This window comes from Chryseobacterium sp. c4a, from assembly GCF_009900745.1.
Lineage (GTDB): Bacteria > Bacteroidota > Bacteroidia > Flavobacteriales > Weeksellaceae > Chryseobacterium.
The window spans coordinates 137,054-151,058 of record NZ_WXVU01000003.1; the positions used below are offsets into that span (position 1 = coordinate 137,054).

Annotated in this window: 10 protein-coding genes; all 10 read left to right on the plus strand. The window is 37.4% G+C overall.

Features of this window, described 5'->3' with window-relative positions; translation table 11 throughout:
• Positions 1–263 precede the first annotated feature (263 nt).
• The 10 genes from GTR01_RS06650 (at position 264) to nadC (ending at position 13,879) form a co-directional block, all read left to right on the plus strand.
• Positions 264–845 carry a hypothetical protein gene (locus tag GTR01_RS06650; RefSeq protein WP_160137082.1) on the plus strand — a complete coding sequence of 194 codons (582 nt, stop codon included), beginning with the start codon at positions 264–266 and terminating at the stop codon, positions 843–845.
• A gap of 32 nt (positions 846–877) precedes the next feature.
• Positions 878–2,965, plus strand: coding sequence for a T9SS type B sorting domain-containing protein (locus GTR01_RS06655; RefSeq protein WP_160137083.1), 2,088 nt, complete (start codon positions 878–880; stop codon positions 2,963–2,965).
• A 151-nt stretch (positions 2,966–3,116) separates the two neighbouring features.
• Positions 3,117–4,703 (plus strand): replicative DNA helicase, encoded by a 1,587-nt coding sequence (dnaB, locus tag GTR01_RS06660; RefSeq protein ID WP_160137084.1) that lies wholly within the window; start codon positions 3,117–3,119, stop codon positions 4,701–4,703.
• A 94-nt stretch (positions 4,704–4,797) separates the two neighbouring features.
• The gene (rnhA, locus tag GTR01_RS06665; RefSeq protein ID WP_160137085.1) at positions 4,798–5,274 is read left to right on the plus strand and encodes a ribonuclease HI; all 477 of its coding nucleotides are present in this window, start codon (positions 4,798–4,800) and stop codon (positions 5,272–5,274) included.
• A gap of 162 nt (positions 5,275–5,436) precedes the next feature.
• On the plus strand, positions 5,437–7,704 hold the full coding sequence (locus tag GTR01_RS06670) for a T9SS type B sorting domain-containing protein (protein ID WP_160137086.1): 2,268 nt from the start codon (positions 5,437–5,439) through the stop codon (positions 7,702–7,704).
• Positions 7,705–7,741: 37 nt separating this feature from the next.
• Positions 7,742–10,003, plus strand: coding sequence for a T9SS type B sorting domain-containing protein (locus GTR01_RS06675; RefSeq protein ID WP_160137087.1), 2,262 nt, complete (start codon positions 7,742–7,744; stop codon positions 10,001–10,003).
• 123 nt (positions 10,004–10,126) lie between these two features.
• Positions 10,127–10,753 (plus strand): NAD(P)H-dependent oxidoreductase, encoded by a 627-nt coding sequence (locus GTR01_RS06680; RefSeq protein WP_160137088.1) that lies wholly within the window; start codon positions 10,127–10,129, stop codon positions 10,751–10,753.
• A gap of 30 nt (positions 10,754–10,783) precedes the next feature.
• On the plus strand, positions 10,784–12,355 hold the full coding sequence (gene nadB, locus GTR01_RS06685; protein WP_160137089.1) for an L-aspartate oxidase: 1,572 nt from the start codon (positions 10,784–10,786) through the stop codon (positions 12,353–12,355).
• A gap of 12 nt (positions 12,356–12,367) precedes the next feature.
• Complete coding sequence (locus tag GTR01_RS06690) at positions 12,368–13,006, plus strand: hypothetical protein (RefSeq protein ID WP_160137090.1); 639 nt, start codon at positions 12,368–12,370, stop codon at positions 13,004–13,006.
• A gap of 12 nt (positions 13,007–13,018) precedes the next feature.
• On the plus strand, positions 13,019–13,879 hold the full coding sequence (gene nadC / locus GTR01_RS06695) for a carboxylating nicotinate-nucleotide diphosphorylase (RefSeq protein WP_160137091.1): 861 nt from the start codon (positions 13,019–13,021) through the stop codon (positions 13,877–13,879).
• Positions 13,880–14,005: the final 126 nt, after the last annotated feature.

Here is a 14,005-nt window from a genome sequence, read left to right on the forward strand (position 1 = left end):
CAATTAAAAATAAAAAATAAACAAAACAAGGATAGAACACTTTCTATCCTTGTTTTGTTTTTATACCTATTCAATATCAAAATAAAACCCAATTTTATTTACAAATAAAACAAAAAGACAAACATCTATTATAACATCAACACAACCAAACCAATAAAACAAAATACCAAATACAAACACAAAACGCAATTTTCTTTAAATATATACTAAACCAGACCACTAAACGTTATTAATTTCATACATTTGTAGCAAACAACTCCTTTATGAATAAAACTTTACTTATTTTAAGCTTTTTCATGACTAGTTTATGGGTAAGCGCCCAAACTTTTACCGACAAAGCATTACAACAAAGTGCCATACAGCTCAACACCGTTAATACTGAGGGTGATTACGACAAACTGTTTAAGAAATTCACAGAGACCAACACCTCTGAACAATCGAAAGCCTTTTACTATGCTGCTGTTTCCATGTATCTTAAAGCAGAATTATTATCAAAAAATCCTAACGAATCATTTATAGAAAGCAATGCTATTGCAGCAAAATATGCACTCGCTATACCACTATCTGAGCAAGATCCCCAGGAAATAAACATCCTCAAAGGACTTATAACCCTTCAGATCTTACAGTCAGGTAAACACAAAAATCCAGTAAAAGGAGAACAGGATCTTTCAGGATATATTCTGAAATCAGAATCTGATCCAAACAATCCAAGACTGGCTATATTAAAGGCTAAGTTAGCAGAGAAATCAGGTAACAAATCTGAAGCTGAAATTCAATATCAGAAAGCAAAAGTAGGATTAGAAACCGCGCCAGGATGGGGTAACCAACTCATTCCAAAGAACTAATAACTCAAGTATTCAATTTTAAATCGGTCAAAATGAAAAAATATCTACTGGTTTTTCTAATTTTCATCACCCAAATGGTTTTTGCACAGCAGGACTGCGTCACCGCGATACCTATATGTAGTGATTCTGAAATCTCCCTAACTCCAAACGGATACGGAAATGTAAAAGAAGGAAGTGGCTGCCTAACCTCTGAAACCAACTCTATCTGGCTTACTTTCAGTATAAAAACAGCAGGAACACTTACTTTCCTCATTACACCATTAGGCCCCGACGCTGCTACCACTGATTATGACTTCGCCCTATATGGACCCAACCACGATTGCAACAATCCCAGAGAAACTCCTTTAAGATGCTCTTATGCAAACCTAGCCGGGCCCAAAGCCCCTCTTACAGGTCTGGATTTAACTTCTACAGATACTACAGAACCCGCTGGCGGTGATGGCTTTGTAAAATACATTGACGTACTTCCCGGAGAAATATATCATTTATTTTTAAATAACTTCTCCCCTAAAGTAGCTCCTTTCAAGTTAAGCTTTGGCGGAACAGCACTGCTTCTTACACCATTTGATAATAATTCTTTAAAAATTTACCAACCCTTTCCTTTCCTAAAACCAGGATTACTACAGGATGGTAACATTGATATTTGTGGCAATCCGGTAGTGTTTGATTTCGGTACATTATCAAATCAGATCAGAAATAACAATCCTAATTTTGTTATTAAATATTATCGTACTGTGGCAGATGCCAACAACGATTATGACCCTATAACCGCTCCTATTTCGGTTAATACAGCTAACAAATACGCCTATTCAATATCTTACGTTGACCCTACCAAACCTATCACTTTCTTAAATCAATGTAGGGAATTCGGAGAGATCAAATTTACAGACAGATCATACAAGCTTACCCCAGGAACACTTACATCGTGTAACAACAACAATGCTGGAACAGCGATGTATGATTTAACCTCTGCAGACATAGGAGTAACTCCTAATCTGGTTGTACAGTATTATCCTTCAATGTATGATCTTGATCATAACATCAACGAAATCCCTAACCGTTACCAATATGTTGCATCCGAAGGATCAGTTTTTGTAAAGACAACCAACGAGTATGGCTGTATCGCCATTACAGAAATCAAATTAAAGTTCTACCCACCAATCACAGTATATGATGCTGCATTAGAAGCTTGTTTCCTAGAATCAAATCCATCTACAGGTTTATTTAATCTTGACAACGCTCCAGTGACACCACAAAATTCGGGTACAGATAAAAAATACTACCCTTCTCTGGCCGATGCCGTAGATGCGACGAATGAAATACCAAACCCTAAAACCTATATCGCTCCAAATGGAATTGTATACGTAAGAGTATATGATGCCAGAGGATGTTTTAATGTAGCTAAAATCACCCTTAAAGTACTTCCTCCTGTAAAATCAACAGTACTTCAGGATAAAATCATTTGTATGGAAGACAAAACCACGCTAGATGCAGGGCCAGGATTCAAAAAATACGAATGGAGCACAGGAGCTACTACACAAAGCATCAGCAATGTAGGAGTAGGTACCTATTGGGTAAAGCTAACAACAGGAGAGTGCGTTACTACACAAACCGTAAAAGTTTACCCAACTGAACAACCTGTGATAGCAAGCATTGATGTAGCAACTACTACCATAACAGTAAATGTAATAGGGGGAACTCCTGATTACAAATACTCTATAGACAATGTTGTATGGCAGGATTCTAACATCTTCAACAATGTTGCCAGAGGCAGCTATAAGATCTACGTAAAAGATGCCTACAACTGCGATCCTATTGAAGTAGCAGTATTGGTACCTAATATCATCAATGTTATTACACCAAACGGAGATGGCGTTAATGACATTATGGATTATTCAGCCATTGCAGGCAAGCAAAACCTTGCATTAAGTATCTTTGACAGATATGGTGTAAAAATTCACCAAGCTGACAAATCCAACGGATACAAATGGGACGGAACCATTGCCGGCAAGAAAATCCCTACAGGTACTTACTGGTATACTTTAACCTGGAACGAGAATGACAGCAGAAAAACTCCTTTCAAATTCTCAGGATGGGTCATCCTGAAAAACAGAGAATAATCTTTCAATCTTATCATAAAAATCACCCCGTCTGGGGTGATTTTTTTTATCAACATAACCAATCCCCTACTAGTCGCATTTCTACAAAGACTGCTAATAATTTGTTGAATACTATTTTCTTGATATTTTTTAAATAAGCTATCTTTGCACCATGGCGCAGAAAGAAACATTATCATCCCTTACACACGGAAACTTTGCAAAAGAGCTCTCTATTGCGGATGGAAAAATGCCTCCTAATGCAGTGGATTTTGAAAGACTTGTTATCGGAACTTTTTTGATTGACAAAAAAGGTCTTGACCATTCCATTGACCTTCTTACCCCGGAAGTATTTTATGATCCCAGACATCAGATCATTTTTTCTACTATTTTGAAGCTTTACGAAGGCAATCATCCTGTAGATTTAATGACCATCATTCAGGATTTAAAAAAAGAAGATAAGCTAAGCCAGGCAGGTGGTGATCATTACATCATCGACCTGACTATGGGAGTAAGCTCATCTGCCCATATTGAATATCATGTTCGTGTGATTCTTGAAAAATATATTTTAAGAAGCCTTATTAATGTTTCCGCGAATGTGATCGATTCTTCATACAAAGAATCAACCGATGTATTTGAACTTCTGGATAAAGCGGAACAATCTTTCTTTGAGATCACCAATGGAACGATTAAAAAAGGATTCGATACTGCGAACTCGTTAGTAAAGCAAGCTATTGATACCATCAAATCTCTTAAGGATAAGCAAGGACTCTCAGGAGTTCCTTCCGGATTCAGAGACGTAGATAAAGAAACCGGAGGCTGGCAAAATTCCGACCTTATTATCATTGCTGCACGTCCGGCGATGGGAAAAACAGCATTTCTTCTTTCTATGGCAAGAAATATTGCTGTAGGTCACAAAATTCCAATGGCTCTATTCTCTCTCGAGATGGCCTCTGTACAGCTTATCACCAGAATGATCGCTTCAGAAACAAGAATTTCCTCTGAAAAGCTTAGAAAAGGAACTCTGGATGACGAAGAATGGCAAAGACTCTTCTCGAATGTATCTGAGCTAGAAAACGCTCCTTTATATATCGATGAGACACCATCACTTTCCATCTTCGACTTCCGTGCAAAATGCCGAAGACTGGTTATGCAGCATGGTGTAAGACTGATCATGGTCGACTACCTTCAGCTGATGACCGCAGGAAGTGGAGGAAAGGGAGTTGGAAACCGTGAACAGGAAATCTCCATGATCTCCCGTTCCTTAAAAGCTATTGCAAAAGAACTTAACGTACCGGTAATTGCACTTTCCCAGCTTTCACGTAGTGTGGAAACACGTCCCGGAAAAAGACCTCAGCTTTCAGATCTAAGGGAATCCGGAGCGATTGAGCAGGATGCGGATATCGTATCTTTCATCTTCAGACCTGAATACTATAAAATTACAGTTTGGGACAATGACGAAGAAGGACAAGAAACCTCTACGGAAAATCAAGCTGAATTGATTATCGCAAAACACAGAAATGGTGCTACAGCTGATGTCAGATTATCATTCTTAAAACATTTTGCAAAATTCGGTGACATTGAAGCAGCTCTTGATGGCGGCATGGGAGGTGGTTTCCCATCCAACTTTGGCGAGCCAAGTGGTTTTGACAAAATTAAAACAACCATCCAACCAGGAGCAGCATTTGATCTTCCCGACAGCTCAAAACTTTCAGGATCATCGATGAATGATTTTGACGATGATGATGATTTTCCTTTTTAAATAATTAAAAGATATTATTCTTCATTACAATATTTCATGATATCCGGTGACTTTATATCATTGGTTTAGACAGTTCAATTTTTACAAAACAGGTTTGAGAATCGAAATTTATACAGATGGTGCTTGCAGTGGAAATCCAGGAAAAGGCGGATACGGAATTCTCATGCGCGTACCTGAAAAGAATTATCAGAAAACCTTTTCTAAAGGATTCCGAAAGACGACCAACAACAGAATGGAACTTTTGGCAGTAATTTCTGCTTTGGAAAAACTAAAATCCACAGAAAACGACATTCACGTTTACACCGACAGCAAATATGTAGCAGATGCTGTCAATCAGAATTGGATTACCGGATGGATTAAAAGAGGCTGGAAAAATGTAAAAAATCCCGATCTCTGGAAAAAATTCATTGAGCTTTACAATCAACACACACCCACCATGCATTGGGTAAAAGGTCATGCCGGTCATTTTGAAAATGAACTTTGTGATAAACTAGCAGTAGCCGCAGCCAGCTCCCCAGATCTTGAGATTGACACTTATTTTGAAGGGTTGGAAAACAATTCACTCTTTTAATTTCATTCACAAAAATCCAACACAACACCTACAACTCTCATTACTTTATCTTAAAAAATATTATTTTCTGAATAATAATTGATTTTTTTAACAAAATTAATATAAAATATCCATTTTTTAATTGGGATTTAATATATTTACACGAATTAAATTCCCAGTGAAATGAATAAATTTTTATTATTTTACTTCTCTATTCTTTTGCTATGCTTGTCTGGAACTTCCTTTGCCCAGACCTATCAACTCACCGGAAACCCTATCAACACTACTGGTTGGACTATAGTACCTAGTGCAGTTGCAAACACAGATTTCATCTTGCTTACCGATGACGTAGCCGATAAAGCAGGCGCAATAAAATTAAATGATCCTATTAATTTAAAATACTGCGATAAGTGGAGAGTTGAGTTTGACTTCAGAATCGACGGAAACGGAACCTCTTCCGGCAAAGGAGATGGATTTGCATTCTGGTATCTCGCCAATCCTCCGGTGACCAGCCAACAAGGTGCAGGACTAGGAATTCCACAAAATGCTACGGGCCTGATTGTAGGTTTTGATATCTACAACAATATAGCAGGTGGTGGCTCGATGAGCAAAGTGCATGTCGCCTACGGAGTAGTTCCCAATACAGCAGACACCAATGGTCTGGAATACTACAACACTCCAGGAAGCTCATTTCACTCCCCTGATCTGAACTCTACCCAACCCTTTGTAGGATCTACTTACAAACATGTAGAAGTTACCGGAGTAACCGACCCTATAACTCCTACCAACTGGATCATCACTGTAAAGATAGATGGCAATACCATCACTTCGCAATCATTCACTCCCTCAGCTGGAGCAGCTACTATGACCCAGGGATATTTTGGATTTTCAGCATCTACAGGAGCAGCAAGTGCTAAGCATTCCATTAAAAATGTAAAAATATTCACAGATAAAGTATCCATATTAAAAACCCTGGCAACTCAATCTTACTGCCCTAATCCTAGTACAGGGCTTGGAAACGTAAATTTAACAGACTTCAATTCTCAGTTTGTTTCCAATCCGGGAAATTATACTTTTACTTATTACCCCCAAGGCAGCTCAACCCCTATTTCCAATCCTACCAATTATCAATTTAATACCAATACAACTGTAACTATCGTCATCAAAGATAGCGCTGGAATACTTTGTGATAATCCTGATGGAAAAATTCAATTGACCCTCGCCGCTTTTAAAGCAGATGATAAAACATTGACCCAATGCAACAACAATAAAGCAGGAACTGCAATTTTCAACCTTAACTCTGCTGATGTAACAAATGTTCCCGGAGTCACAAAGAACTATTACAAGACACTCAATGATCTAAATGCAGGAACTAATGAAATTCTCAATCCCGACAACTATCTTTCCGCCCCCGGAACGGTCTATGTAAAAGTAACCACTCCATTGGGATGTACTGGTACTGCAAAGATTACTCTTGCCTTTTATCCTGATACTGTGGTAAAAGAGGCTACCATGCAGTCTTGTTTCATTGAAAACAACATTCTTAATGCTGAATTTAATTTAACATCAGCTAATGTAACCCCACTAACCAGTGGTATCACTAAAAAATACTACACAACAATTGCCAATGCTGTAAATGATACCAATGAGATTATTAACCCTTACCAATATATTTCAACAAACACTGCCGTCTATGCAAAAGTAACAGACACCAATGGCTGTTTTGCTATTGCCAAGATCAATCTTGTAGTAATTCCACCTGTTAAATCAAGTATTTTAATAGATAAAACGATCTGTATAGAAGACAAAACTGACCTTGATGCAGGTTCCGGTTTTGACGGATATCTATGGAGCACAGGAGAGACAACATCTTCCATCAAAGGTGTTAGCGTCGGCACTTATTGGGTAAAGTTAAAAACAGGTAATTGTATCACTACACAAACCGTATATGTAAAACCCTCTCCCGATCCCGTTATCTCAAGTATTGACATTAAAAACAATACCATCACAGTAAATGTTGCAGGCGGAAGATCCCCATATCAATATTCTTTGAATGGGACTAACTGGCAATCCTCAAATACCTTTACCGGATTAGCCAGAGGAGAAGTAAAAGTTTTTGTTAAAGATTTTTATAACTGCACCCCTATTGAGGTTCAGGTCACTGTTCCGAATCTCATCAATGCTATCACTCCTAACGGGGATAATAAAAACGATTTCATTGATTACTCTGCACTAGCTTACAAAAAGAACTTAGTTTTCACTGTATTTGACAGATATGGAAACAAGCTTTATGAAGCAGGCAAAATAAGAAATTACACATGGGACGGAAGAGCTTATGGCAAAAAGATCCCTACCGCAACCTATTGGTATACGATCTTATGGAATGAAAATGATAAAAACAATACCGAAACCCGGTACTCAGGTTGGGTACTGGTAAAAAACCTTGAATAAGAAATTAATACATGCAGTAACATCACAACCTTCCACTATGAAAAAAAATCTACTCTTTATTTTACTTGGTATCTTATTATGCCTCCCAGGAAAAACACTTTCACAGACCTATCAACTTATCGGAAATCCGGTAAACACAACAGGTTGGGATCTTGTTTCAGATGCTATTGTAAGCGGAGATTTCATCCGACTTACCACAGATCAGACAAGCAAGTATGGGGCTATAAAACTATCTACTCCCATCACTTTAAGTTATTGTGACAAATGGAAAGTGGAATTCGATTTCAGAATTGATGGAAACGGAACTACACAATTTGGACGTGGAGACGGCTTTACATTCTGGTATCTCGCCAATCCCCCAACAGGATTTGTTTCAGGTGGGGGTCTCGGAATTCCTGCCAACGCATCCGGACTAATGGTTGGTTTTGATATTTTTAATAATACTACCGAAGGGCAGATGAGCAAAGTACACGTTCTCTATGGAACAAATAATACTGCCGGCAACAATATAGAATATAATAATACCCCAGGAAGTACGTTTCATTCTCCAGATTTAAATCCTACACAACCGTTTGTTGGGGCTACTTATAAGCACGTGGAAGTAAATGGAGAAACCGACCTTTCCAATCCAACCAGCTGGATCATTAAAATTAAAATAGACGGTGTACTTATCGTTGATCAGTCATTTGCCCCATCCGGAAATGCCGTAGGAATGTCACAAGGGTATTTTGGATTTTCTGCAGCAACAGGAGGTGCCAGTGCCCGACACTCCATTCAAAACGCTAAAGTATATGTAGATAAAGTTCCTATTTTAAATAATACAATCAAACCTTTTGTTTGTACCAATCCTACAACAGGAAATGGAATTGTGGATCTTACTTCATACAATTCACAATTTGTAAATACTCCCGGGAATTACATATTTACGTATTATGTATTGGGAAATGCTACACCAATTGCCAACCCCAGCAGCTTCCAATACACAGGAAATACCACCATTAAAGTTGTAGTTAAAGATCCCACGGCAACCCTTTGCGACAATGGAGATGGTATCATACAGCTTGAACCCACTCCTTTTGCTGCCACAGACGCAAGCCTTACCGAATGTAACAACAACAATGGCGGAGTCGGCATATTTGACCTCAACACAGCTGCAGTAACGACTTTAACTGGGGTCACTAAAGAATTCTACCCAAGCATACACGACCTGAATGCGAGCACCAATCAGATCCCCAATCCTTCAGCTTACGTCTCTCCTCCGGGAACGATATATGTAAGAGTAACTACAGCACAAGGTTGCGTCAGCACGGCTAAAATTACCCTAAACACCCACCCACCGGTAACAGTTTATGATATCCCGATAGAAGCTTGTTTTATTGAAAGCAATCCGCTTACAGCATCATTTAATCTTATCAATGCCGCAGTCGTTCCGAATCCAGCCGCATATACCAAAGAATATTACCCATCTTTAACAGATGCTCTCAACGGAACCAATCCTATAACCAATCCTAGTGGATATATTGCTCCTAATGGTGTTGCTTATGTAAAAGTATTCAATGCAAACGGATGTTTTTCAATTGCTAAACTTACTCTCACTGTAACAGCTCCAACGCCGTCCAGGGTTTTAAAAGATAAAATCATCTGTATGGAAAGCACAACAACTCTGGACGCAGGCCCAGGATTCAAAAGCTACGAATGGAGCACAGGAGCTACCACTCAATCTATTAAAAATGTAGGAGTGGGCACCTATTGGGTAAAGCTAAAAACCGGTGACTGCTTCACCATACAACCTGTAATGGTACTTCCGGCAGAAAGCCCTGTTATCTCAAGTATAGATATCTCAGGCGGAACAGTCACTGTGAATGTTGCAGGCGGAATGCCACCTTATCAATATTCAATGGATAAAATAACCTGGCAGGATTCGAATGTATTTACTGACGTTACAAGAGGAGTTGCTAAAATATATGTAAAAGATAACTACAACTGCGAACCTGTTACAATCAATATCACAGTCCCTAAACTTATCAATCTTATCACACCTAATGATGATGGCATCAATGATACGATTGACTATTCAGCACTTGCTGTAAAATCTAATCTGGATGTGAATATCTACGACAGATATGGTGTACAGGTTTTTAAAGCAGATAAAACAAATGGATACAAATGGGATGGCACAGCCAACGGAAGAAAGGTTCCTACAGGAAGCTACTGGTATTCTATCTCATGGAATGAAAACAACAGTCACAATACTCCGATTAACTTCGCGGGCTGGATCATTGTTAAAAACAGAAATTAACCACGTTCATTATTCATATTAAAAAGAGTCACTCCGCTTTGCGGGGTGATTTTTACATTAAATTAGGCTGATATATTTCATTTTAAAGACCCTTTATTCATATTCAATTCATAAATTTGTGCTATGAATTATTTGGAAGCTTTAAGCAGGAGATATTCTGTAAAAAAATTTAATAATCAAATTATTCCTCAGGAAACTCTTCATAATATTCTTGAGTCAGGAAAGCTGTCTGCCAGTTCACAGGGACTTCAGCCTTACAAAATAATCATTGTGGAAAGTGAGGAAATGAAACAGAAAATGATTCCCGCTTTTTACAATCCTTCTCAGATATCCACCTGTTCCCATCTGATCGTTATTGTTTCCAAGAAAATCATTGAGGAAAACTATATCCGTGGTTATTTTAAACACATTTCGGAAGTAAGAGAAATTCCCCTTGAAACGCTGGATCCATTCAAAAACAGTATCAGTCAGCATATCAATCAAAAAACGCAAGATGAAATTTTCAACTGGGCAGAAAAGCAGTCTTATATAGTATTAGCCAATCTCATGTATGCTGCTGCTATCGAAAATATAGACTCATGTCCTATGGAAGGCTTCAGACAGGATGTAATAGAAGAAATTCTGAATATCAATACCGAAATAGAAAAAGTAACCGTTACCCTCGCTTTAGGTTACCGCTCTGAAGAAGACTCCTTTCAGCATATGAAAAAAGTAAGAAAACCAAACGAAAAATTGTTTAAATTTATTTAATATTTAAATGATTGTATCTAAAGCAAGCACATGATAAAAGCGGATGTATTAGTAATCGGTTCCGGCATTTCCGGACTTTCCTATGCCATTAAAGTTTCTGAACAACTCCCTGATGCCAAAATCATCATTGTCACAAAGTCTGACGAAGACGAAAGCAATACCAAATATGCACAAGGCGGCCTTGCTGTAGTTACCGACTTTCAGAAAGATAATTTTGAAAAACATATAGAAGACACTATGCGTGCCGGAGACGGCGAAAATAAGCGGGATGTCGTAGAAATGGTCGTAAAGGAAGCTCCTGCAAGATTCAATGAAATTGTAGAATGGGGTGCTCAATTTGATATGAAAAATGGCAAATTTGCTTTAGGAAGAGAGGGCGGCCATACCGAAAACAGAATCGTCCACCATAAAGACATTACAGGTTTTGAGATTGAAAGAGCACTATTGGAAACAGCAAACAGCAGCCCTAATATTGAAATTTTAGACCATCACTATGTAATTGATATTATTACACAGCATCATGTTCCTGGAAAAGAACTTAACGAAGGTGATATTCATTGTTATGGAGCTTATATTTTGGATGAAAAATCCAAAACCATCAAAAAAATAACCTCTAAAATTACATTAGCTGCTACAGGAGGTGCCGGACATGTTTATAAAAATACAACCAATCCTACGATTGCTACAGGTGACGGAATCGCTTTTGTAGCCCGTGCGAAAGGAAAGGTTTCCAATATGCAGTATTATCAATTCCATCCTACTGCTCTTTATAATAAGATTGACGGAATGCTTTTCCTTATTTCTGAAGCAGTAAGAGGAGACGGAGCCAAATTAAGAACCAAAAGAGGCGAAAAGTTCATGCAGAAATATGATGAACGTGAAGAACTAGCCTCTAGAGATATTGTAGCCAGAGCCATTGATAATGAAATGAAAATTTCAGGGGATGAATATGTAGGCCTGGACTGCAAAGAAATGAACCAGGAGAGATTTCTTGAACATTTCCCTAATATTTATAAAAAGTGTAAGGATGAAGGAATTGATCCATTCACTCAATTAATTCCGGTAGTTCCTGCTTGTCATTATCTCATGGGAGGTATTGAGGTGGATAGAGACGGACAATCTTCCATCAGAAACCTTTTTGCAGTAGGAGAATGTACCAACTCCGGACTACACGGAGCCAACAGATTAGCCTCCAATTCCTTACTTGAAGGATTAGTTTTCGGTCACAATGCCGCTATGAAAACAGTTTCTCTTCTTAATGAAAATCTATTCAACTTTGATGATTTAAAAGCTGTTCCGGAATGGAATGAAGAAGGAATGAAAATCATGGATGAAATGGTCATTATCAGCTACCTGAGAAAACAGCTTCAGGAAATGATGAGTGATCTGGTAGGAATTGTAAGAAGCAACAGACGCTTGAATATGGCCTTACAAAAGCATCAGGAAATTGCTGCGGCGGTTGATGAAATTTATCACTACTCTATTCTTTCTCCACAATTATCAGAATTGAGAAACCTGACGACTGTTGCCCATCTCATTATTACTCAATCTATGGAAATGACAGAGAATAAGGGAGCATTTTACAATAAAGATTTAGTGTAGAAACTTTAATCAATGAAGATTTCAAACTTAAATATAACCACAGAAATAAATATATTATTTTATTCAAGAAAGGTCATTATCGCTTTCCTTGCATTCAGTTTTATCTTCATTCTTTCAATTTTTAGAAAAAATCTAAATGATTCGGTACAAATACCATTATTTCTACTATCATTTCCTCTGGCAATTGCATTAGGATATGGCATCCATAGAGGGTTAAGAAATTATTTCATCTCAAACTCCAAATATCCCTTAGTCTTAAAAATAATATGCAATGTTTTAGAAATTTCAAAACAAAAGATTTCGTCTAAACCCATTGATATTAATATTGAAGACTTTATAAAAGACAATAATTTAGCTTCAACTTATTATTATAGTAACAATCCCAACCGTCCTATTTTGGTTTTTAATAGAAATAAAATCCGTTATTTTACACAGGAATATGACTGGGATACCTTTATATGGGATTTCTATATAAAAAGAGAAGGAAGATTCACTAAAGAAGTATTAGAATACAGAGGATTAAACCAAGACAATACTTCTATACAAGATTATATTGAGTTTGAAAAAATAGAAGCCAAAAATCATGAGATCGTTATTCTATTTATCATCCACGACTTATTATTCGGAAAAGGTTTATCCAGATATTATTAAAAAATATAACAAATGAAAAGACCAGCCTACGTTACAGATAAAGCATTAAAAACATTTATAAAAACTGCTCTTGAAGAAGATATCCAGGACGGAGATCACTCTACCCTTTCCACCATTCCTGAAGATCTTCAGCAAAGTGCAAAATTATTGGTAAAACAAGATTGCATCCTTGCAGGAGTAGAATTAGCAGAGATTATTTTCAAAACGTTCGATAAAAATCTTACAATTGAAACATTCATTAAAGATGGAACGCCATGTAAAGTAGGAGATGTTGCTCTTATTGTAACCGGAAGTGCAAGATCCATACTTTCTACAGAAAGATTTGTTCTTAACTGTATGCAAAGAATGAGTGGCATTGCAACCCTTACCCATGACTGGGATTCAAGATTAGTAGGAACCAAAACCAAACTTTTAGATACCAGAAAAACAACTCCAAACTTTAGAATGTGTGAAAAATGGGCTGTTGCTATTGGTGGCGGAACCAATCACCGATATGGTCTTTATGATATGATCATGCTTAAAGATAATCATATTGATTACAATGGAAGCATTACTAATGCCGTAAAAATGGCCAAGGATTATGTTAAAAAGACCAAGAAAAAGTTAAAAATCGAGGTTGAAACCAGAAATCTGGAAGAAGTACAAGAGGCAATCAATGCAAAAGTGGACAGAATCATGCTTGACAATATGGATGTTAAAACAATGAAGCAAGCTGTAAAAATGATCAATGGATCTACAGAGTCTGAAGCTTCAGGAGGAATCACTCGTGACATGCTTAAAAAAATTGCAGCAACAGGAGTAACTTATATCTCTGTAGGGGCTTTAACACACTCTGCTGAGAATATAGATTTGAGTCTCAAAGCAGTGAAATAGCGTTGAATTTTTAACAAAAACACCACCTCTTTATTAAAAATTCAACAACATGACTTTTTTCATACAAAAAGTCATTTTTTATTCATTTTACTGACATTCAGACAATTAACATTATTAAGACTGATT